This window comes from Nodosilinea nodulosa PCC 7104 (assembly GCF_000309385.1).
Lineage (GTDB): Bacteria > Cyanobacteriota > Cyanobacteriia > Phormidesmidales > Phormidesmidaceae > Nodosilinea > Nodosilinea nodulosa.
Window position 1 is genome coordinate 1,320,662 of record NZ_JH976537.1, and the last position, 18,873, is coordinate 1,339,534.

Genomic DNA, 18,873 nt, shown 5'->3' on the forward strand with positions numbered 1-18,873 from the left:
ATATTTCAGAGTCTCCTCTTGCCAATTGCTATGAGCACTCAGCAAATTACCATCGAGCTGCCAAAGCCAGTGATGCGGCAACTGATGCGAATTGCGGCGGCGACCCATCAATCGATCGAGTCTCTGGTGGCCCAGAGCGTGCTGAGCAACCTGCCGCCCTCGGTCGATAACGCACCATCAGAATTGCAAACCGATCTGCTAGCCATGCAGGGGATGGGTGTGGAAGAGTTGTATGCGATCGCCCAAGCCCAAACCGAACCAGCACAGCACAACCGCCACACCGAACTGCTGCAAAAAAACGAAGTCGAACTACTCACCCCCGAAGAACGTCAAGAACTCTCTGCCCTCAGGCAATCTGCCGATCATCTAATGCTGCGTAAAGCCTACGCCTGGTCGCTGCTCCGGTGGCGAGGCCAAAAGATTCCTGCCTTAGCTGACCTACCTGTGTCAGTATGAGCATTTCTTGAGTTTGGCTGGCACCCACCTGTTCCGTCATAACGACGACCGAATAGCTGTTGATGAGTAGCCCGGCGATCGCGTCGCTGGTCTGTTGTTTAGGTCGTTACCATGCCGTGCTCTAGGGCGAAGCGCACCAGCTCTGTGCGGCTGTTGGTGCCGGTCTTGCTAAACAGGCGGCTGACATATTTCTCCACATTGCGCACGCTGGTCTCCAGGCGGCTGGCGATCTCTTTGTTCATCAGCCCCTCGGCCACCAGATCCAGCACGCTCTGCTCACGGGGTGTGAGGTCGATGCGAATGTCGGAGGTCACCTTGGCGATGCCGCCCTTCTGGCTCAGCATGGCTTTGATTTCTTCGATCTGGCGGGCCATGACCGCGATATCGGGGATGTCGCCCGCGTCCATGGTTTGGGCGGCGCGGCGACCCATCAGGTTGGTGACCACCGCCACCAGCTCTTCGGGGTCAAAGGGTTTGGAGAGGTAGGCGTCGCAGCCCGCGTTGTAGCCCTGGATGCGATCGCTGGTCATGCCCCGCGCCGTTAAAAACAGCACCGGCAGCCCCTTGAAGCGAATGTCGTCGCGCACCTGGGCCAAAAAGGCGTAGCCATCGACCTGGGGCATCATGATGTCGGAGATCAGCACGTCCGGGGTCTCCTGTTGCAGCAGATCCCACCCTTCCTTGGCGTTGCTGGCCGATCGCACCGTAAAGCCGCTGTCCTCCAGGTAGGCCTGCACCGCCTCGCGCAGACCTGGCTCGTCGTCTACCAGTAGAATGTTTCCGGCTTGCTCAGACATGGAATCGCCCTAGATGACCTATTAATGCTCACTTTAACCCGGAATTGTCGGGACGGACTGTCGGGCCTGCTGTACTCGACTCCTGGGTTTATCAATAGTTATCAATTACAGCCAGACAATTGCAGCCAGATAGGGGCGTTGGGCTGAGTCTTAGGGAAGACAGCCGTCCAGGGACAGCAGCCTTCAGCAGAACTACTCATTCCCGCCGCTCATTTCTAATCGACTACCATTGAAGACAGACCTCAGCCAGGTCAAGGGTGGCCTGGACTCGCGATCGCAGGAGTAGCTGATATGGACGGGTCATTTTCCCAGGGCATGCTGAAGAGCGAACTGCTCAATCGCCTGGCCATTAACCTCGACACCGCCGAAGAAATTGGCCCAATTGCCGAAATTTGGGTCAATGGTCACACCCACCAGGTCAGGGGTATTGGCTGTAATGCCGGCGGGCTGATCAATCGCCAGAGCCGACGATTTTTGTGGACTCAGATCGGCTCGGTTGGGCGCGATGGGGTGGTGGTCAAAGCTGGGGCGCAGGCTGCCGCCATTGACGAGCATCTGCAAGACTGCCTGCCCCTGGGGGAGGTCGAGCTGTGGTCAGACCACGGCGATCGCATCGGCCAACTGATCGACTACCGCTTTGACCCAGCTACCGGCAACATTCTGCAATACCTGTTTGTTCCTGAAGCAGCTAGCGCCCTGGCCCCTGGCCTGTATGCCCTGGAACCAGTGGCCGTGATCAGCACGGGCCGCCGCCGAATGATGGCGGAAGCTGCGGCGCTGACGGCGGCTCCCCTCGTCCAGGCTGGCATACCGCAGCCCCCAGAGCCCTCCCCCCAGCGATCGCCCTTCGACCGCATTCCCCTCGATCGCCTGCCCCTAGACAACGTTCCCGACCCTCGCCAGGGCTGGGATGCCGCCGTCAAAACCACTCGCCAGGCCCAGCAGCAGGTCAGCGATCGCTTGCAGGACGGTCGCCAAAGGCTCCAGGCCGAGGCCCAGGAGCGTCGCCAGAAGCTTCAGGCCGAGGCCCAAGACAAACTGGGCGGCCTGTTGGGCAATGTCAAAAAGCGGACTCGCCACCTGCGCAATCAGCTGCGCGAAGCCGTTACCGACGCCACCGCCGGACTGCCCTCTGGCCCCAACCTCCGGGACGACAAAACCCCCACAATCGATGTGGATGCTATGGAGCTGTGGCCCGAGGACGATTTTTCCCAGGAGCCGCCCCATAACCGGCCCCATCGGCCCTAGGGCCGGCTACAGGTCGCGCTGGTAGTCGGCGATCGCGTCCATGAGGTCAGCCTTGCCCGTCGATGGAATCAGATCGGCCAGGGTAACGGTCTTTTGGCCGCCGCCCAGCGCTACGGGGGTGCTGGCCAAAATATCGGTCACCGCGGCTTCGGTTACCTTATCGCCCGTGACCAGGGGATAGAGCTTTTCGGCCAGGGGGGTGTGCAGTTTGGCATCGCCCAGGTACAGGTGCCACTTGGCAACATCCAAATACACTTTGTCGCCAATGGCGGCGGCGAGGGATTCGATGGCGCGGGCGGTAGAGGCGTCAGACATGATTCGGGTTCTCTATCTAGGTCTTTCCGTTGGGGTCAGGGGGGGTGGGAGCAAGGGGCGCGGGTGAATAGTCTGCGATCGCGAAAATGTAAATGCCATTCCCCACCAGCACCGGCAGCCAGGCTAGCGTTACCTTCGCGACCCAGGGCACCCAGGCAGGATCTAGGGTATGAAAGAACCATAGCCCGGAGTTGACGGCGGTAAATGCCGCCACGTGGACCGCAAAGTTGATGCGATCTTCTAGCTTGCGGTAGGCCGGGTCTTCTCGGGTGGGTTTACGGGGCCAACGGGGCGGCATAGGCCAAATATCACAGTTATGCTACGTCCTTCATTCTAAAGGTGTAGGGGCCAAAGGCGCAGAGTCCATTCCCCACTGACAAATGTAGGCGTATATGGCCAGGGCCGCTGCCGTCTGCACATTCAGCGATTGCACCAGGCCGTACTGGGGAATCACCAGGGCATGGTCGCAGGCCGCTGCCACTGCCGGAGGAACGCCCGTCAGCTCGCGCCCCAGCACCAGCACAACCCGTTCTGGAAAGGTTAAATTAGGCAGGGGCATGGCCTGGGGCTGAAGATCGAGGGCGATAGGGCTGTAGCCCCGCTGCCGCTGCCGCTGCAACCATTCGGGCACATCCTCTGGACTGCACGCCATCAAGGGCTGCCACTGGTGGGTCGCCACTGCCCCCTGGCGAAACTTGCGATCCTGCGCCAGCTTCAGATCGCTGAGCACCAGGCTTTCAAGTCGAAAGGCTTCGGCTGTGCGGCAGAGCATGCCCAGATTGATTGGATTTTCCACCAGGGCTGCGCACACCACCAGCGCGTGGCGTGGCAGGGTGGGATAGCGGGTGCGAACTAGCGCCATGGGCGGTGATCGATGCGCGCAGGGGCAGACGATATGGCGGCAGAAAATATGGCAGACCTGCCCTACCCAGGCGGGCAGAGCAGGCCAGGAACCGTCCTTGGGACCATGCTGGCAACGAAAATACCCGAGAATTTTGCAAACTCTAAGGGCGCAGGGTCTGCGCCCCTACCTGGAGGCATTTTTTCCAGCAGTTTCCTTCACCTGGTTTGGCCCTCAGGCTCCTAGCAGCTCAATATTGGAGAACACAAACTCCTGGGAGTCCTCTTGAATGTCGCTGCCATTTTCGATGGTCGTTTCAATGACGCGGCGAGAGAGAATATAGTAGCCACCCACCTCGGTGTACTCGTCTTCAAAATCGCTGAGGCCGCCCTTTTGCTCACCGGTTTTGGGGTCGTGGTAAACCGAGTCATAGCGGTGCGACAGGTAGCCCGACCCAGTATCGTGGCTGCTGTAGGTGTGGATGGTGACGACAACGCCGTGGATGTGGCGGTGCACCATAGATACTTCCTGATTCTTGATTTCGTAGCGATCGCCCTCGGCCTTGCCCCCCATCAGAATTTCCACGGCCCCATCGGCCAGGGTTTTACCGTAGTCAAAGGTATTGCTGCCGTGGGAGTCTTCAAAGGCGCGGCGAACGCGGTGAATAGACACCTCAAACAGCTGGCCGTGAACGGCCTTTTGCGCCGCCTCATCGGCGATGCCGGTCACGCTTAGCTTCAGATCGGCGCTGACCTGAACCTGGCCACTGTAGGTTTTGCCGTTGTGGGTAAAGGTGACATCGGCGGTATAGCCAGGGAAGGCCGCATCCCAGGTGTAGCGGTTTTCGTAGGCGGCCCGAAAAAAGTCCCGTGCGGCGAGTTGAGTTCCAACCATCTAAAAATCTCCCGGTGAGTATCGGTGGGCAAAAGCATGGGGCTCTTGCACTGGGGCTTCTTTAGCATACCGATTCTAGCTTCCCCTCGCCTGCTCCTGGACTAAACCAGGCCGGGCCCCACTGGCGAGGAAATGTAGTCTGGTTTACAGCCAGGCCAGGGGAGGCTCCCTATTATTAAAAGCCCGGCTGTTAGCCTAAACCGATACGGCTGTGATTTTTGCTGCCAAACTGGCCCTAGAGGCCTGAGTTTAGGTGGTGTTTTCCACAGGGCAAACTGGTGCGCCGTTTTCTGGCTCTAGTCTCAACCGCTTGTCTAGTCAGGGTTCTCACCCTAGACCAGGTATTTACTCAGCTCCAGCAGCACATTATCCACAGAAAATTTTGCGGCTGTGGATAACTCGTTTTGCCTGCGCATAGGTGGGGGCCAGTGGGGCGGCGGCTATGGCTGAACCTTCCCCCTGTACCCATCGATCGCCAAAAATAGATCGCTCACCTGGGCCGCCGTCGTGAAGGGGTTTAGCAGCACCGCCTTTAACCACCGCTGCCCCCTGAGCACTGGCAGCGAGAGAAACGTCCGGTGCTGATTTAGCAAATGCTGCTGTAGGCCCCTATTCCAGCTATCCCACTGCTCGGGAGATAGTTCTGGAGGGCAGCCCCGAAAGCAGACTAGGTTCATGTCTGGATTGCTAGCCAGTTTCAGGTAGGGACGCAGGCGCACCTGGGCTACAAAGTGACGGGTCAGGGCGTAGCTGGCATCGATGAGTTCGGCGCAGCCCGCTTTACCCAGGTGGGCCAGGGTCAGCCACAGTTTCAGTACATCGGTGTGGCGGGTACCCTGGACCGACAGTTCGCCCAGGTTGGCCCAGTCGACTTCGGTATTCATGTAGGGGGCCGATACCCGAAAGTGGCTGTGCAGTAAGCCCAGGTCGCGAAACAATACCGAGGCGCAGGTTTTGGTGACGTACAGCCACTTCTGGGGGTTGAAGGTAATCGAGTCGGCCTGCTCAATGCCCGCCAGGCGGTGACGGTGGGTGGGCGAAAAGGCGATCGCGCCACCGTAGGCCGCATCGACATGGAACCACAGGCCGTAGGCCTTCGCAATCCGGGCGATCGCTGGCAGGGGGTCGATGTTGCCGGTGACGGTAGTGCCCGCCGTGGCCACTACCGCAAAGGGGCGCTGCCCCAGGGCGATCGCCGCCTGAATTTTGTGCTCCAGGGCCGCGATGTCCATCTGGGCATGGGCATCGGTGGGCACCAGCGCCACCCCGTCAATGCCCAGCCCCAGCACCATCGCTGCTTTTTGAATGGAGGTGTGGGCCAGCTCCGAAGCCAAGATCACCGGCGGCAGGCCGTTGGCTAGGCCGCCGTAGAGACAGTCGAGCTTCACATTGCGGGCCAGGGTCAGAGCCTGCAGGTTAGCCAGACTGCCACCGCTGGTTAGCAGCCCCCCCGCCGCCTCTCCCAGGCCAAAGAGTTGGGCTATCTCTGCCAGCAGCAGCGGCTCTAGCCGCGACAGCACTGGCGACATTTCGACGCTCAGCATGTTGTTGTTGAGAGCCGCGGCTACCCAGTCCCCGACAATGGAGGCCGTGCTGGGCAGCGGGTCCATGTGGCCCAGGTAGCCGGGGTGGGCCGGGTTCATGGACTGGGCCATGAGGTCGTCGAGGGATTCTAGCAGCGATGCGATCGCCGTCGACTGTTCAGGAATGCCTTTAAATGGAACGCGCTCGACTGACGGCAGAGGACCATGGCTGCCCGCCCCGGCTAAATAGTCGAGAATTTGCGCTACCACCTGCTGAAACACCGCCTCAATGGCCGCTCGATTGTGGCCTAGGGGGTGAACAAAGGCATCAGCGGGCAGATCAAAAAAAGCCAACGGGCACCTCCAGCCTGAAACATGGCCTAATTATCTCGCCAACGCGGCTTTGCTTGGCCAGGCCGGTTCGATAACGGTGGGTATCTTGCAGCCTTCGAGGATTAGATGGGCTGGATTAGGATCGGGGCCGACTGGTGGGCCTGGGGGGCGGCAGCCCTTTCTTTTGTGATGGCTACCGCTTTGATCAGGCTGCGATCGCGGCGATACACCGCCGGTAAATCAATCGGCTGCGACAGGTTGCCCTGCTCATCCACGGTGAACACCGAGGTCAGAATGGCATTTTTTTGGTCTGCGGTAGCGGGAGCACCGGCATTTAGCACGGTCCACAGCACGTAGACGCTGCCCGGCTCCAGCGGAGGCAGGTTTTCGACCGTCAGAGAACCCTCCAGGGTCTCGGGATTAAGGACCACCTCGGCCTGCCCCATGGTTGGGTCGTTGGGAGACCCGAGGGCGATCGCGATGGTTTCGCCACTGAGACGGCTGGCCCGTTCGAGCTGCAGCGTGCGCCAGAGCACAATATTACTGAGGCTCAGGCCTGCAATGAGGGCTGCCAATGCCGCCCCCAGGGCCAGCCTCCAGCGACCGGGGCGCAACCTGCCAACCTCGGGTGACGGGCCTGCTGGAGCAGACGGTGGGGCCGCCCCCGTCTCTAGGTCACTGGAGGCGCGCAGAATGGCCTGTCTCAAATGCGCTGGAGGGCTAACCGGCCCGCCATCATAGGCCACCACTAGGATTTGCTGAAGCTGCTCGATGTCCCACCCCAGGCTAGGGTTGGCCGCCAGTAGACTGGCGAGAGCCGCCGATTCCTCCGGGCTGAGATCGTAGAGAACGTAGCCTGCCAGCAGGTCTTGGAGTTGTTCTGGCGGGATAGAGCTGGTCATAGAACTAGTTACTCCAGCGATCTTGGAGAATTTGCCGGAGCTTGAGCAGCCCCCGGCGAGAATGGGTCTTCACAGTACCTAACGGTGTGTCTAACTGCTCGGCAATGGCGGCCTGGGATAGCCCCTCATAGTAGGCCAGCCGCAAGATTTCCCGCTGGCTGTCAGACAGCTGCGCCAGGGCGAGCTGCACCGCCTCAGCCCGCTCGGCCAATGCCAGCACATCGGCAGGCGTAGAAGCCTGGGGCGGCAGATGGGAGGCCCGCAGACGAGCCAAAGAAGCCTGGGCCGACTGACGCGATCGCAGCCGGTCGATGGCTCGCGATCGCGTCAAAATGGCCAAATACGTGCGAAACGAACCGCGCTGAGGGTCGTAGGCCGTAGACTGGGCCAGCCGCACAAAAATATCCTGGGTCAAGTCTTCAGCCTCCTGGGCCTGGCCCAACACCTTCAGCGCAATGCCGTATACCAGCCCACCGTGGCGGTCATAGAGCGTGCCAAGGGCACTCGATTGGCCTGCCTTTAGGGCCAGCCACAGATCCCCATCGGTTTGAATGCTAATCTCAGCCGGAGTCAATTGCTCAAAATCCATATCCGCCAGATGCTCAGACACCAGCCTCGCCTTTTGGGTTGTCCTGGGACGAAGTTGTACCACAGTTGTTGCCTATACAGTGCCACGATTTGGATCTGTTGCCATCCGGTTGGGAGGCGAGATTTTGGCCAGGGGGCTACCCAGCGGAGGGCTTGCCTGCGGCTGGCTAAACCGGCATCAGGATGCCGCGCAGCTCACCGCCCCGGTTGCGAGTAGTGTGTAGATCGATATAAAGCATCCCGGACTGCAGGGCCTGAAGCTGCTCAGGGGTGAGGGTGTAGTCGCCCATGGCGCTGCCGCCTAGCCCTGTGCCATCCATCGTCACCTCAAGCGCGTACTGAAACGGCCCGTTCTCGCTGGGGCTACCCTGGTGAACGTGAAAGGCCGAGGTAATGTTGGCATTAGGTGGGTTGACCGGGTCCGTCGTGTAGTCGCGCAGGGCACTGGTCAGTTCCCGAAAGCTGCCCCGCACTACCAGGCGATCGCCCGCCAGTGCCGCCCCGACAACCCCGCGAGCTTCGGTCATGGGCGACTTGGGTACGACATTTTTGGGGCTGAGCATCGCTACATAGGTGACAATGGGTTCACCCGTCATGTTCTGAGCCAGCAGCGGTGTCGTTGCTGCCGCTAGGTTGATGTCAATTTGTTCTCCGACGGCAAAGGCTTTGTCAGGGGTAGTAGGCCAAGGTGCTGAGACGGTGGCAGACCCTAGGGGCGACTGAGCCAGTGCTTGACCCACCATGGGAGAGTACAGCACCATCACAAACAGGCAGGTGGCCAGGGCAATCAAGCCGCTGCGCAGATTTTTCAGTTCTTTAAACATCGTGTTTTCTTCCTTAATAAAGGGCCTTCCATCCAATGGCTGGGAGCCTGCTAGAGCAGAGGCTCGTAGGTAGTACGGCAGTGGCTTAATGTTGGATTCAGGTGTCGCCCAATGGCGACCAGATCAGCGCCAAAACGCCCCAGCCGCGCCCTCAGCCATCCCCAGAAGCGCTATACGTGGAGTAGATAGATGCCATGGAGCCAGCCAACCCCCGATGAAACTGTTCTGCCAGCCCTTTACCGTCCACAAGCGCGTGCCGCTGACCATCAGCCGCGGCACCACAGCCCAGTCCACCAATCTCTGGCTCAAACTCAGCGCCGAGGGTATAGAAGGCTGGGGCGAAGCGGCTCCCTTTTGCATTGGTACCCATCAACAAACCCTGGATATGCTGATGGAGGATGTCGTTAGGCTACAGACAGCGCTGGCTCCCTTCCATCCCTTCGATCGCCAGGCAATCGAGGCCACCGTTGCCGCGCTGTCGATTCACTCCGCCACTGGTGCAGCCCTGGATGTGGCGCTGTGGGACTGGTGCGGTAAGGCCACGGGGCAGCCCATCTGGCGGCTGCTGGGGCTAGATTTAGGTCGTATCCAGCCCACCTCGGTCACCGTGGGGATTGCTTCCCCCGCAGCGGCCCGGCAGCGATCGCAGGACTGGCTACAGCAAACCAACCCTCGCGCCCTTAAGGTAAAGCTGGGCAGCCCCGACGGCATCGAAGCCGATCAGGCCATGTTTCAAGCTATCTTCGACTACATCCCCGCCAGCGTCAGCCTCAGCGTCGATGCCAACGGCGGCTGGACTGTGGAGGAGGCCAAAACGATGGCGGACTGGCTGGGCGATCGCCGCGTCACCCACCTCGAACAACCCCTGCCCGTAAGTCAAAATGCTGACCTGGCGGCGCTCAAACAGCACTCGCCGATTCCGGTCTTTGTGGATGAAAGCTGCTTTAACAGCTCAGATATTCCTCACCTAGCGAATTTAGTAGACGGGATTAATATTAAGCTGATGAAAGCTGGCGGGCTGAGCGAAGCACTGAGGATGATTCATACCGCCCGGTCCTGCGGCCTTCAGGTGATGTTTGGCTGCTATTCCGACAGCAGCCTGGCCAACGGGGCCATGGCCCAACTCTCGCCCCTGGCCGACTACCTCGACCTCGACAGCCACCTCAACCTGCGCGACGACCCGTTCAGGGGGCTCACGCTGGCCGAGGGTCGCCTGCTCCCATCTAACCACCCTGGACTCGGACTCGCCTATGCACCTCAAGCCCGATAGCCGTATTGCTCTGCTCATGCACGAGGGCACCCAGGGCCCCATGGGCAAAACCGGCCTGTCCCTACTGCGCTTTAGCCAGTCGCCCATTGTTGCCGTAATTGATTACCAGACGGCGGGGCGATCGCTGGTCGACCTTACCGGCATCGATAAACCAATTCCCGTGGTCGAGTCGCTCACCGAGGCCCTCACCTTTAATCCAGATGTCCTGGCCATCGGCATAGCTCCCTCCGGTGGCAAGCTGCCTGAAGCCTGGTTCCAAGAAATTGAGCAGGCGGTCAAGGCGGGGCTGAGTATTGTCAACGGCCTTCACACGCCCATGGCCAACCACCCAGCCCTGCAACCATGGCTTAGACCCGACCAGTGGATCTGGGATGTGCGTAAAGAGCCAGAGGGGCTAACCGTAGGCAGCGGTCAGGCCAGCCAGCTCTCCTGCAAGCGAATTCTGACCGTAGGTACCGACATGTCTGTCGGTAAGATGTCCGCCACCTTAGAACTGCACCGCGCCTGTCTAGGTCGGGGGCTACGATCCAAAGTGATCGCCACCGGGCAGACCAACCTCATGCTGGGGGATGACGGCGTGCCCCTAGACGCCATTCGAGTCGACTATGCATCGGGTGCGATCGAGCAGCAGATCCTGCGCTACGGCCCCGACCACGATTTCATCTTTGTCGAAGGGCAGGGGTCGTTGCTCAACCCGGCTTCGACGGCTACGCTGCCCCTGCTGCGGGGAACGCAGCCCACCCACTTAGTCCTTGTGCACCGGGCCGGGCAAACCCACATCCACAACTTTCCCCAGGTGAAAATTCCCGATCTTCCCAGCGTGGTAGACCTGTACGAGCAGGTGACTACGGCGGCGGGCGCGTTTTACCCGGCTAAAGTAGTCGCGATCGCCCTCAACACCGGCCATCTGACTGCCGCTGAGGCCGAGGCTGCTGTGCAAGCTATCGGAGCGCAAACGAATTTGCCCTGCGCAGACATCTTTCGCACAGGGGCCGACAAATTATTAACGCCCATACTGGCCTAAATCGAGCTACTTTTTGCGGAGACGATAGGTAATCCGACCCTTGGTCAGGTCGTAGGGGGTAAGCTCTACCTTGACGCGATCGCCCGGCAAAATCTTGATGTAGTTACGACGAATTTTTCCCGAAATGTGGGCCAATACGTTAAAACCATTGTCCAAATCGACCCGGAACATCGCGTTCGGCAACGATTCGGTAATGGTACCCTCCATTTCAATTAGATCCTGCTTAGACAAGCTGAAATCTCCCTAAGTACAAACAATCCGGCTGAACTCTAGCATAAGTCTAGCCGCTACTCCATTATCAGACGCTTGAGGTCAGCATGGACTGCCTCCATAGTCTGATTTCCATCCACCGATACCAGCTGCTGACGGCTGCGATAGAACTCGATCAGCGGCTCTGTTTGCTCACGATACACCTCAAGCCGATTTAAAATCACCGACTCTTCGTCATCCTTGCGGCCTCGCTGCAATAGTCTGGCCACAATTACCGCATCTTCAACGTCAAGGTTAATGACAAAATCAGTAGGCTGCTCAATCTGCTCCAGCAGCTTCTGCAAAAACTCCGCCTGGGGCACGTTGCGAGGAAATCCGTCCAGCAGCCACCCTTTTTGGGTATCCTCCTGGCCTAAGCGCTCCTCGATTAAATCGAGAATCAGATCGTCGGGCACCAGTTCCCCAGCACTCATGTAGTGATCTGCCTTTTGGCCCAGCTCACTACCCGCGGCTACGGCCGATCGCAGAATATCTCCTGTGGAAATATGAGGTACCTGACAATCCTCAGCCAGCAGCACAGCTTGAGTGCCCTTGCCTGCTCCAGGTGGACCCAGAAAGATTAGTCTCGTCACTACTGCTTCACCATCCCTTCGTAGCGCTGAGAAATCACGTAGGTTTGGATCTGCTTTGCGGTGTCAATGGCAACACCCACCAAAATCAGCAGCGAGGTGGCACCAAAGCCGCGAAAAGTCTGTACTCGAGTTAGACTCTCTACCGCACTCGGCACAACCGCCACCATGCCCAAGAAAATAGCCCCCAGGAAGGTCAATCGGTTCAGAATACGGGTGATATACTCGGTCGTTGCCTTGCCAGGACGAATGCCAGGAATGCTGGCTCCCATTTTCTTCAGGTTTCGAGATACATCGTCAGGGTTCATCACCAGGGATGAATAAAAGTAGCTGAAGAAAAGAATCAGAACCAGGTAAAGCGAAACATAGAACCAGGAAGTAGGGTTCAGATAGTTGTTTACAAACTGGCTAAATTGAGGATTGCTGATGTACTGCGTCAGTGAAATGGGCAATACCAAAACCGCAGAGGCAAAAATAATGGGCATTACACCGCCCTGATTTAGCCGCAGGGGCAAATAGTTACTCTGCTCTAGGTACAGCTTACGACCCACCTGGCGACGGGCAGAAATAATGGGAATTCGGCGAGTACCTTCTTGAACAAAGACGATGCCAACGATCATTGCCAAGAAGGCAATCATCAGGATAATGACGCCGCCGACTAAGCCGCGATCGCCACTCTGGGCTAGCTCGATAGTCTGCCCTAAGGAACGAGGCAGCGTAGACACAATATTCAAAAAGATGAGCAGCGAAGCACCATTACCAATACCTCGCTCGGTAATCAACTCGCCGACCCACATCACAAACATTGAACCTGCGGTCAGGGCGATCACCGTCTGCGCAATGAAGGCCGGACCGGGTACCTGCGCAAACTGGTACAACAAAAATGAGGACAATAACGAACTTTGCAAAATTGCCCAGCCCAGCGCTACGTAGCGGGTAATCTGAGAAATTTTTCGTCGTCCGGCCTCGCCTTCGTTTTTCTGTAAATCCTCAAGCTGGGGCAGAGCTGCCGTCAGCAGCTGCATGATAATTGAGGCGTTAATGAATGGCAGAATTCCTAGAGCAAAAATACCCAGAGCCGACAAACCGCCGCCCACAAAGATATCCAGAAACCCGACAAAGCCTGCCAAGCTACCCGACTGAATCGACGATGCAAAGGCCTGGCGATCAATTCCCGGCACCGGAATAAAAATCCCCAGTCTGACCAGCACTAGCAAACCCAGGGTCACCAGCAGACGGCTGCGCAGGCCAGCGGCCTGGGCCATCTGCATAAATGTTTCCTGCGCGCTGGGATTTTTACCCCGACTTACGACCATGCAAAAGTACCTCAGCCCTACAGTTAGCAATACATTCGTTGCAATTAGTATCCACGGCAACTACCTACAGTCACCATAGATATAACTCCAACCTTAGTTTAAGGGATGGAAGAACCATCTCGCTAGGCGATCACCTCGCAGGTACCGCCTGCCCGCTCGATTTTTTCCTTAGCAGACTGAGTAAAAGCCGCTGCTTTGACACTCAGCGCTACGCCCAGTTCTCCATCGCCCAGCACCTTCAAAGGGCCGTCGTTGGTCGTCAATATACCGGCTTCTAGCAGCGACTCCAGGGATACCTCGGTACCCGCCGCCAGATCGGACAGTCCTTTGACGTTGATGATGGTGTATTCCTTCTGATTTACCAGAGGGAAATGCTTGAGCTTGGGAATGCGCCGATAGAGGGGCATTTGGCCACCCTCAAAACCGGGCCGAGTACCGCTACCCGATCGCGATTTTTGGCCCCGCATACCGAAGCCGCAGCTGGCACCCTGGCCCGCAGAAATGCCGCGACCAACGCGGCGACGGCGGCGCTTAGAGCCTGCTTGTGGTTGTGCGTCGTTGATTCTCATGGCTGAGGAAAATAAAAACAGCGATACCGAAAGATATTAAACGTACAGTTGTTCAACTGGAATATCCCGCTCCTCGGCTACATCAGCGAAGGTGCGCAGGGAGGCCAGAGCATCTGCGGCAGCTCGGGCATTGTTGAGAGGGTTGTTAGATCCGAGCTGCTTGGCCAGCACGTTGCGAACTCCAGCCAGCTCTAGCACGGTGCGCACGGCACCCCCTGCAATTACCCCAGTACCAGGGGCCGCAGGACGCATAAACACCTTGGCACCACCGCCTATGCCGTTGGAGGGATGGGGAATTGAGTAGGAACGGGTCAAAGGCACATCTACCAGATGCTTTTTGCCATCCGCTACGCCCTTCTTCACGGCACCAATCACATCTCCAGCCTTGCCGACCCCAACGCCGACTTGACCCTTCTCATTGCCGACGACAACAATGGCGCGGAAGCTGAGCTTTTTACCCCCCTTCACCACCTTGGTCACGCGGCGAATTTGAACGACGCGCTCTTGCCAGTCGGTTTTTTTCTCTTTAGTACGCGCTTCTTTGCGACGGTTTGCCATGCCTTTCCCCAGCCTTATTTACATCAAGCAGAATCAAGTGTTTTCTATTCTCGTAGCAGTTACAGACTCAAGCCAGCTTCACGAGCTGCTTCGGCCAGGGCCGCTACCCGCCCGTGGTAAAGCTTGCCACCCCGGTCAAACACAACTTGAGTAATGCCAGCTTTCAAAGCGCGCTCGGCCACCAGTTTGCCGACTACTGTAGCTGAGTCTTGGGTAGCGCCCGACTCATTCTTTAGCACATCAGGCTCAACGGTTGAAGCGGCCACCAGGGTATGGTGGGCCGTATCGTCAATGATCTGAGCATAGATATGCTGGTTCGAGCGAAATACGGCCAGACGAGGCCGCTCGGCAGTGCCAAACACGCGACGACGGATGCGAGCGTGGCGGCGATGGGTTAATTCTTTACGACTTGCTTTCATAGCTTATTTCTTCCCTGACTTACCAGCCTTACGTCTAACCTGCTCACCGGCATAGCGCACGCCCTTACCCTTGTAGGGTTCTGGGGGGCGACTGGCCCGAATACTGGCCGCAATGTTACCTACCAGCTCTTTATCAATACCGCTGACGATGACATTGGTATTATTTTCAACCACAAATTCTATGCCTGTGGGAGGCTCAAACACCACAGGATGGCTATACCCAAGGCTGAGGTTGAGGTTGCGACCCTGTACCTGCGCCCGATAACCAATGCCCTGAATCTCAAGGCGCTTTTGATAGCCGTTGGAGACCCCTTCGACCATATTGGCCACCAGGGTACGGCAGAGACCGTGACGCTCTCGAGCTATTCGAGAATCATCCTTGCGGTTCACCAGTATAGTGTCGCCATCCTGAACAATGACTACGCCGCTAGGCAGGGTACGAGACAGCTCGCCCTTGGGTCCTTTGACCTGAACATCCTGACCGTCAATCGTGATTGACACCTTAGCCGGGACTGGGATTGGCCGTTTGCCAATACGTGACATGATGCAAAACTCCTAAATCCTTAGCACTCAATAACGCCCTTTGTGACTAGTAGCAGGGTAGTAACACAGGCTCGCTACTCACCTAACCGCCTGGCCTGCTCTACCAGACATAGCAAAGCACTTCACCACCAATACCCTGACGCCGAGCATCGCGGTCGGTCATAATGCCGCTAGAGGTGGAAACAATGGCAATGCCGATACCGCCCAGCACTCGAGGCAGTTCTTTCCGGTTGGAGTACACGCGTAGACCGGGCTTACTGACGCGGGTGAGATTACGAATGATAGGCTGACGGGTCTTGCCCTTGTACTTGAGGGCGACGACTATCTGAGGCCGCTCTTCGACGGTGGTTTCAGAATAGTCGGTAATAAAACCCTCCTCTTTCAGGACTTTGGCAATACTCCGGGTCATCCGAGTAGAAGGAATGCTCACGGTTTGGTGCCGCGCTAGATTCGCATTCCTGATGCGAGTCAACATATCCGCAATTGTGTCGTTAGCAGCCATAGTTCTAGTACGCGTATAAACCTGTGTTAATTGTCACGGAACGGCATACCCAATTCCTTGAGTAGCGCTCGGCCTTCTTCATCGGTGCTGGCGGTGGTCACAATGGTGATGTCCATACCGCGGATTTGATCAATACTGTCGTAATCAATTTCAGGGAAGATTAATTGCTCTCGCAGGCCCAGGGTATAGTTGCCGCGCCCATCGAAGCTCTTGGGGCTAATGCCGCGAAAGTCGCGAATGCGGGGCAGGGTCAGGTTGATCAGGCGGTTTAGAAAGGCGTACATGCGGTCGGAGCGCAGCGTTACCATGACTCCTACGGGCATACCCTGGCGGATTTTGAAACCTGCGATCGCTTTCTTGGCGCGAGTAACCACCGGACGCTGACCGGTAATCAGGGCCAATTCGCTCAGGGAGGATTCCAGCGCCTTGGCATTCTGGGATGCCTCTCCAAGTCCGCGGTTAACGGTCACTTTGAAGACCTTAGGCACTTGGTGGATGTTCTCGTACTTAAACTGCTCCATCAGTTTAGGTACGACCGTGTCTTTGTATATGGTCTTGAGCTGGTCGGTCATGGGTCGCTTCTTCTGCTTTCCTGGTCTTGGTCAGGACTAGATTTTCAGAGTGGGTCGGTGGGCCTAGTCGATAATTTCTCCGGTCTTTTTCAGCATGCGCACCTTACGGCCATCTTCGGTAAAGGTATGAGCAACACGGCTAGCTACTTTCTCTTTCTCGGAGTAGAGCATGACGTTAGAGCTGTGAACGGGACCCTCTTGGGTGACAATTTGACCCGATTCGCCTTCCTGCTGAGGTTTAACGTGCTTGGTGCGAATGTTGACGCCCTCAACCACCACCTGGCTGGTTTTAGGGATAACTGCGAGTACTTCGCCCACCTTGCCGCGATCGCGCCCAGCAATTACCTGAACCGTATCCCCCTTACGCACATGAATCTTGTGGCGCACGGTTTTTTTAGATGCTGTTGCCATTAGAGAACCTCCGGTGCTAGCGACACAATCTTGGTAAAGTTCTTGTCGCGCAGCTCACGGGCTACAGGGCCAAACACACGGGTACCCTTGGGGTTGCCGTCTTGGTTGATGATCACCGCTGCGTTATCATCAAAACGAATGCTCATGCCGCTGCTGCGGCGCAGCCCCTTCCTGGTGCGCACTACTACAGCCCGAACCACATCTGACTTTTTCACGCCCATGTTGGGCAGTGCATCTTTGACAACGGCGATAATCACGTCGCCTACGCCAGCATAGCGACGGTTACCGCCTAGAACCCGGATGCACATGAGCTTCCGAGCCCCGCTGTTGTCCGCCACGTTTAAGTACGATTCCTGCTGAATCACAATCTCCCCCTACGCGTCTGCTGCGCGATTAACAATGTCAGCCACCACCCAGCGCTTGGTTCGGCTCAGGGGACGGGTTTCAAGAATCCGCACTTGGTCTCCCTCCTGGCACGTGTTCTCCTCGTCGTGGGCCTTGTAGCGCTTGGTTCGCACCACAATCTTGCCGTACTTAGGATGGGAGGTGCGACTCTCTACGGCAACAACAACGGTTTTATCCATCTTGTTGCTGACCACCATCCCCACTCGTTCTTTGACCGCCATCTAGTTCACCTATTCCCTACACTGATACCGATTCTGTTGTGGCCCCTGCTTTCTCCTCAAGGTCCGCCAGCTGGCGCTCCCGCTGAACCGTCATAAGCTGAGATAGGCGATGACGAGCGTGCTTAAACTGGTGATTCTGTTTATCGAGCTGACGGGTAGCCTTTTGAAATCGCAGTTGAAACAGCTCGCGCTTGGTTTCAGCGATCGCATTTAGTAGTTCTTCGTCACTCAGGCTGCGCGCCTCTTTTATTTTCGACAGTGCCATTACCTATGCCTCCTTGCTGTCTCGCGCGATGAACTTGGTTTTGAAGGGCAGCTTAAAGGCGGCAAGTCGCATAGCCTCACGGGCTGTAGCTTCCGGTACTCCAGCAATTTCGAAAACGATACGACCAGGCTTCACCACCGCGACCCAGTACTCTGGATTCCCTTTACCAGAACCCATCCGAGTTTCTGCCGGGCGCATGGTCACAGGCTTATCGGGAAAAACTCGAATCCAGATCTTGCCGCCCCGCCGTACATAGCGAGTCATCGCTCGTCGGGCTGCTTCAATCTGACGAGACGTCAACCAGCAGGGTTCAGTCGCCTGAAGGGCGAAATCGCCAAAGTTGATGTCACTGCCCCGCTGAGCCATTCCGCGCATACGCCCGCGGTGCTGCTTGCGAAATTTAGTTCGTTTTGGACTAAGCATGGATCGGCACTCGTGAAGTCACAGATAAAAATTGTTCAAAGTGATGCGGGGCAGACTCTAGTCTTCGTTAGAGCGGTCTTCAAATTGCTGTCGGCGTCGGGGCTGCCGACGTCGGGGTTGGGCATTGGGTACTGCCGGAGTTTCCTCCTGCCCAGGAATAATTTCCCCTTTGAAAATCCAGACTTTAACGCCCAAAATTCCGTAGGTAGTTTGGGCAGTGGTATAGGCATAATCGACATCAGCCCGCAGGGTGTGGAGGGGTACCCGGCCCTCACGGGTCCACTCAGTGCGAGCAATTTCAGCCCCATTGAGGCGACCGCTCACCTGAATTTTGATACCCTCAACTCCCGCCCGCTGGGCCCGCTGAATTGCCTGACGTACTACCCGGCGGAAGGAAACCCGGCGCTCTAGTTGTTGAATAATGTACTCAGCTACTAGCGCAGCATCGGCATCGACCCGATTTACCTCAACTACATTGACTCGGATCTGGCGGCTAGGGTCTTTAAGCAGTTTCTGCACCCCAACGCGCAGAGCTTCAATACCTGCACCACCACGACCTACAACTACCCCAGGGCGAGCCGTGCGTACCTCAAGATCAATCTGGTCAGCCTTGCGCTCAATACGAATGTCGGAGATACCCGCGTTGTTCAAAGTCTTTTGAACATACTCGCGAATGCGGTAGTCCTCTTGGAGCAGGTCAGGATAGCGAGTTCCCTCGGCAAACCAGCGAGAGCGGTGGTCTTGAACAACGCCAAGGCGAAACCCGGTTGGATGAATCTTGTGTCCCACGAACTAAACCCTCTGGAAATTGGTGC

Annotated in this window: 28 protein-coding genes; 4 read left to right on the forward strand and 24 right to left on the reverse strand. The window is 57.4% G+C overall.

Annotated features, from left to right (window positions below):
- The first annotated feature begins 30 nt into the window (after positions 1-30).
- Complete coding sequence (locus tag LEPTO7104_RS0105810; RefSeq protein WP_017297614.1) at positions 31-456, forward strand: hypothetical protein; 426 nt, start codon at positions 31-33, stop codon at positions 454-456.
- 98 nt (positions 457-554) lie between these two features.
- Here LEPTO7104_RS0105810 and LEPTO7104_RS0105815 read toward each other — a convergent pair whose 3' ends face one another.
- A complete protein-coding gene (locus LEPTO7104_RS0105815; RefSeq protein ID WP_017297615.1) occupies positions 555-1,253 on the reverse strand; it encodes a response regulator transcription factor in 699 nt (232 codons plus the stop codon).
- 291 nt (positions 1,254-1,544) lie between these two features.
- Here LEPTO7104_RS0105815 and LEPTO7104_RS0105820 point away from each other — a divergent pair, with 291 nt between their 5' ends.
- Entirely contained in the window at positions 1,545-2,501 is a 957-nt protein-coding gene (locus tag LEPTO7104_RS0105820) for a hypothetical protein (RefSeq protein ID WP_017297616.1), read from the forward strand.
- A gap of 6 nt (positions 2,502-2,507) precedes the next feature.
- On the opposite strand, the gene LEPTO7104_RS0105825 is transcribed toward LEPTO7104_RS0105820, so the two are convergent.
- The 8 genes from LEPTO7104_RS0105825 to LEPTO7104_RS0105860 form a co-directional block, all read right to left on the reverse strand.
- Positions 2,508-2,816 carry a DUF3181 family protein gene (locus tag LEPTO7104_RS0105825; RefSeq protein WP_017297617.1) on the reverse strand — a complete coding sequence of 103 codons (309 nt, stop codon included), beginning with the start codon at positions 2,814-2,816 and terminating at the stop codon, positions 2,508-2,510.
- A 16-nt stretch (positions 2,817-2,832) separates the two neighbouring features.
- Positions 2,833-3,114: a 2TM domain-containing protein gene (locus LEPTO7104_RS0105830; RefSeq protein WP_017297618.1), complete on the reverse strand. Its 282-nt coding sequence runs from the start codon at positions 3,112-3,114 to the stop codon at positions 2,833-2,835.
- A 30-nt stretch (positions 3,115-3,144) separates the two neighbouring features.
- Complete coding sequence (locus LEPTO7104_RS0105835; RefSeq protein WP_017297619.1) at positions 3,145-3,678, reverse strand: TrmH family RNA methyltransferase; 534 nt, start codon at positions 3,676-3,678, stop codon at positions 3,145-3,147.
- 213 nt (positions 3,679-3,891) lie between these two features.
- Positions 3,892-4,551, reverse strand: a complete 660-nt coding sequence (locus tag LEPTO7104_RS0105840; RefSeq protein WP_017297620.1) for a DUF3386 domain-containing protein — start codon at positions 4,549-4,551, stop codon at positions 3,892-3,894.
- 440 nt (positions 4,552-4,991) lie between these two features.
- Positions 4,992-6,428 (reverse strand): pyridoxal phosphate-dependent decarboxylase family protein, encoded by a 1,437-nt coding sequence (locus LEPTO7104_RS0105845; protein ID WP_017297621.1) that lies wholly within the window; start codon positions 6,426-6,428, stop codon positions 4,992-4,994.
- A gap of 101 nt (positions 6,429-6,529) precedes the next feature.
- On the reverse strand, positions 6,530-7,309 hold the full coding sequence (locus tag LEPTO7104_RS0105850; RefSeq protein WP_017297622.1) for an anti-sigma factor: 780 nt from the start codon (positions 7,307-7,309) through the stop codon (positions 6,530-6,532).
- A gap of 4 nt (positions 7,310-7,313) precedes the next feature.
- A complete protein-coding gene (locus LEPTO7104_RS0105855; RefSeq protein WP_017297623.1) occupies positions 7,314-7,898 on the reverse strand; it encodes a sigma-70 family RNA polymerase sigma factor in 585 nt (194 codons plus the stop codon).
- A 166-nt stretch (positions 7,899-8,064) separates the two neighbouring features.
- Positions 8,065-8,721, reverse strand: coding sequence for a CHRD domain-containing protein (locus LEPTO7104_RS0105860; protein WP_017297624.1), 657 nt, complete (start codon positions 8,719-8,721; stop codon positions 8,065-8,067).
- Positions 8,722-8,935: 214 nt separating this feature from the next.
- On the opposite strand from LEPTO7104_RS0105860, the gene LEPTO7104_RS0105865 reads away from it, so the two are divergent.
- Positions 8,936-9,991, forward strand: coding sequence for a dipeptide epimerase (locus LEPTO7104_RS0105865; protein ID WP_017297625.1), 1,056 nt, complete (start codon positions 8,936-8,938; stop codon positions 9,989-9,991).
- Positions 9,972-11,015, forward strand: coding sequence for an N-acetyltransferase DgcN family protein (locus LEPTO7104_RS0105870; RefSeq protein WP_017297626.1), 1,044 nt, complete (start codon positions 9,972-9,974; stop codon positions 11,013-11,015). Before LEPTO7104_RS0105865 ends, LEPTO7104_RS0105870 begins: the two co-directional genes overlap by 20 nt.
- A gap of 6 nt (positions 11,016-11,021) precedes the next feature.
- Here LEPTO7104_RS0105870 and infA read toward each other — a convergent pair whose 3' ends face one another.
- The 15 genes from infA to rpsC all read right to left on the reverse strand — a co-directional run bounded on the left by infA (position 11,022) and on the right by rpsC (position 18,847).
- Positions 11,022-11,246 (reverse strand): translation initiation factor IF-1, encoded by a 225-nt coding sequence (gene infA / locus LEPTO7104_RS0105875; RefSeq protein ID WP_017297627.1) that lies wholly within the window; start codon positions 11,244-11,246, stop codon positions 11,022-11,024.
- Between the two features lie 56 nt (positions 11,247-11,302).
- A complete protein-coding gene (locus tag LEPTO7104_RS0105880) occupies positions 11,303-11,857 on the reverse strand; it encodes an adenylate kinase (protein WP_026072410.1) in 555 nt (184 codons plus the stop codon).
- Positions 11,857-13,170, reverse strand: coding sequence for a preprotein translocase subunit SecY (gene secY, locus LEPTO7104_RS0105885; RefSeq protein ID WP_017297629.1), 1,314 nt, complete (start codon positions 13,168-13,170; stop codon positions 11,857-11,859). The genes LEPTO7104_RS0105880 and secY overlap by 1 nt, the downstream gene beginning before the upstream one ends.
- A gap of 122 nt (positions 13,171-13,292) precedes the next feature.
- Positions 13,293-13,739 (reverse strand): 50S ribosomal protein L15, encoded by a 447-nt coding sequence (gene rplO, locus LEPTO7104_RS0105890; RefSeq protein WP_017297630.1) that lies wholly within the window; start codon positions 13,737-13,739, stop codon positions 13,293-13,295.
- Between the two features lie 36 nt (positions 13,740-13,775).
- Positions 13,776-14,297: a 30S ribosomal protein S5 gene (rpsE, locus tag LEPTO7104_RS0105895; protein ID WP_017297631.1), complete on the reverse strand. Its 522-nt coding sequence runs from the start codon at positions 14,295-14,297 to the stop codon at positions 13,776-13,778.
- Between the two features lie 59 nt (positions 14,298-14,356).
- Entirely contained in the window at positions 14,357-14,716 is a 360-nt protein-coding gene (gene rplR, locus LEPTO7104_RS0105900) for a 50S ribosomal protein L18 (RefSeq protein WP_017297632.1), read from the reverse strand.
- Between the two features lie 3 nt (positions 14,717-14,719).
- Positions 14,720-15,259: a 50S ribosomal protein L6 gene (gene rplF, locus LEPTO7104_RS0105905; RefSeq protein WP_017297633.1), complete on the reverse strand. Its 540-nt coding sequence runs from the start codon at positions 15,257-15,259 to the stop codon at positions 14,720-14,722.
- A gap of 100 nt (positions 15,260-15,359) precedes the next feature.
- Positions 15,360-15,761, reverse strand: coding sequence for a 30S ribosomal protein S8 (gene rpsH, locus LEPTO7104_RS0105910; protein ID WP_017297634.1), 402 nt, complete (start codon positions 15,759-15,761; stop codon positions 15,360-15,362).
- Positions 15,762-15,787: 26 nt separating this feature from the next.
- Positions 15,788-16,333 carry a 50S ribosomal protein L5 gene (rplE, locus tag LEPTO7104_RS0105915; protein ID WP_017297635.1) on the reverse strand — a complete coding sequence of 182 codons (546 nt, stop codon included), beginning with the start codon at positions 16,331-16,333 and terminating at the stop codon, positions 15,788-15,790.
- Between the two features lie 63 nt (positions 16,334-16,396).
- Positions 16,397-16,744: a 50S ribosomal protein L24 gene (gene rplX / locus LEPTO7104_RS0105920; protein ID WP_017297636.1), complete on the reverse strand. Its 348-nt coding sequence runs from the start codon at positions 16,742-16,744 to the stop codon at positions 16,397-16,399.
- On the reverse strand, positions 16,744-17,109 hold the full coding sequence (gene rplN, locus LEPTO7104_RS0105925) for a 50S ribosomal protein L14 (protein ID WP_017297637.1): 366 nt from the start codon (positions 17,107-17,109) through the stop codon (positions 16,744-16,746). The genes rplX and rplN overlap by 1 nt, the downstream gene beginning before the upstream one ends.
- Before the next feature lie 9 nt (positions 17,110-17,118).
- Complete coding sequence (gene rpsQ / locus LEPTO7104_RS0105930; protein WP_017297638.1) at positions 17,119-17,370, reverse strand: 30S ribosomal protein S17; 252 nt, start codon at positions 17,368-17,370, stop codon at positions 17,119-17,121.
- A gap of 16 nt (positions 17,371-17,386) precedes the next feature.
- Complete coding sequence (gene rpmC, locus LEPTO7104_RS0105935; protein WP_017297639.1) at positions 17,387-17,635, reverse strand: 50S ribosomal protein L29; 249 nt, start codon at positions 17,633-17,635, stop codon at positions 17,387-17,389.
- Between the two features lie 3 nt (positions 17,636-17,638).
- Entirely contained in the window at positions 17,639-18,058 is a 420-nt protein-coding gene (rplP, locus tag LEPTO7104_RS0105940; RefSeq protein WP_017297640.1) for a 50S ribosomal protein L16, read from the reverse strand.
- A 57-nt stretch (positions 18,059-18,115) separates the two neighbouring features.
- Complete coding sequence (gene rpsC / locus LEPTO7104_RS0105945) at positions 18,116-18,847, reverse strand: 30S ribosomal protein S3 (RefSeq protein WP_017297641.1); 732 nt, start codon at positions 18,845-18,847, stop codon at positions 18,116-18,118.
- Between the last annotated feature and the right edge of the window lie 26 nt (positions 18,848-18,873).

Bases quoted from the DNA above. Each gene is read 5' to 3' on its own strand.
- LEPTO7104_RS0105810 (WP_017297614.1), top strand. From the start codon at position 31: ATGAGCACTCAGCAAATTACCATCGAGCTGCCAAAGCCAGTGATGCGG.
- LEPTO7104_RS0105815 (WP_017297615.1), bottom strand. From the start codon at position 1,253: ATGTCTGAGCAAGCCGGAAACATTCTACTGGTAGACGACGAGCCAGGT.
- LEPTO7104_RS0105820 (WP_017297616.1), top strand. From the start codon at position 1,545: ATGGACGGGTCATTTTCCCAGGGCATGCTGAAGAGCGAACTGCTCAAT.
- LEPTO7104_RS0105825 (WP_017297617.1), bottom strand. From the start codon at position 2,816: ATGTCTGACGCCTCTACCGCCCGCGCCATCGAATCCCTCGCCGCCGCC.
- LEPTO7104_RS0105830 (WP_017297618.1), bottom strand. From the start codon at position 3,114: ATGCCGCCCCGTTGGCCCCGTAAACCCACCCGAGAAGACCCGGCCTAC.
- LEPTO7104_RS0105835 (WP_017297619.1), bottom strand. From the start codon at position 3,678: ATGGCGCTAGTTCGCACCCGCTATCCCACCCTGCCACGCCACGCGCTG.
- LEPTO7104_RS0105840 (WP_017297620.1), bottom strand. From the start codon at position 4,551: ATGGTTGGAACTCAACTCGCCGCACGGGACTTTTTTCGGGCCGCCTAC.
- LEPTO7104_RS0105850 (WP_017297622.1), bottom strand. From the start codon at position 7,309: ATGACCAGCTCTATCCCGCCAGAACAACTCCAAGACCTGCTGGCAGGC.
- LEPTO7104_RS0105855 (WP_017297623.1), bottom strand. From the start codon at position 7,898: ATGGATTTTGAGCAATTGACTCCGGCTGAGATTAGCATTCAAACCGAT.
- LEPTO7104_RS0105860 (WP_017297624.1), bottom strand. From the start codon at position 8,721: ATGTTTAAAGAACTGAAAAATCTGCGCAGCGGCTTGATTGCCCTGGCC.
- LEPTO7104_RS0105865 (WP_017297625.1), top strand. From the start codon at position 8,936: ATGAAACTGTTCTGCCAGCCCTTTACCGTCCACAAGCGCGTGCCGCTG.
- LEPTO7104_RS0105870 (WP_017297626.1), top strand. From the start codon at position 9,972: ATGCACCTCAAGCCCGATAGCCGTATTGCTCTGCTCATGCACGAGGGC.
- secY (WP_017297629.1), bottom strand. From the start codon at position 13,170: ATGGTCGTAAGTCGGGGTAAAAATCCCAGCGCGCAGGAAACATTTATG.
- rplO (WP_017297630.1), bottom strand. From the start codon at position 13,739: ATGAGAATCAACGACGCACAACCACAAGCAGGCTCTAAGCGCCGCCGT.
- rpsE (WP_017297631.1), bottom strand. From the start codon at position 14,297: ATGGCAAACCGTCGCAAAGAAGCGCGTACTAAAGAGAAAAAAACCGAC.
- rplR (WP_017297632.1), bottom strand. From the start codon at position 14,716: ATGAAAGCAAGTCGTAAAGAATTAACCCATCGCCGCCACGCTCGCATC.
- rplF (WP_017297633.1), bottom strand. From the start codon at position 15,259: ATGTCACGTATTGGCAAACGGCCAATCCCAGTCCCGGCTAAGGTGTCA.
- rpsH (WP_017297634.1), bottom strand. From the start codon at position 15,761: ATGGCTGCTAACGACACAATTGCGGATATGTTGACTCGCATCAGGAAT.
- rplE (WP_017297635.1), bottom strand. From the start codon at position 16,333: ATGACCGACCAGCTCAAGACCATATACAAAGACACGGTCGTACCTAAA.
- rplX (WP_017297636.1), bottom strand. From the start codon at position 16,744: ATGGCAACAGCATCTAAAAAAACCGTGCGCCACAAGATTCATGTGCGT.
- rpsQ (WP_017297638.1), bottom strand. From the start codon at position 17,370: ATGGCGGTCAAAGAACGAGTGGGGATGGTGGTCAGCAACAAGATGGAT.
- rpmC (WP_017297639.1), bottom strand. From the start codon at position 17,635: ATGGCACTGTCGAAAATAAAAGAGGCGCGCAGCCTGAGTGACGAAGAA.
- rplP (WP_017297640.1), bottom strand. From the start codon at position 18,058: ATGCTTAGTCCAAAACGAACTAAATTTCGCAAGCAGCACCGCGGGCGT.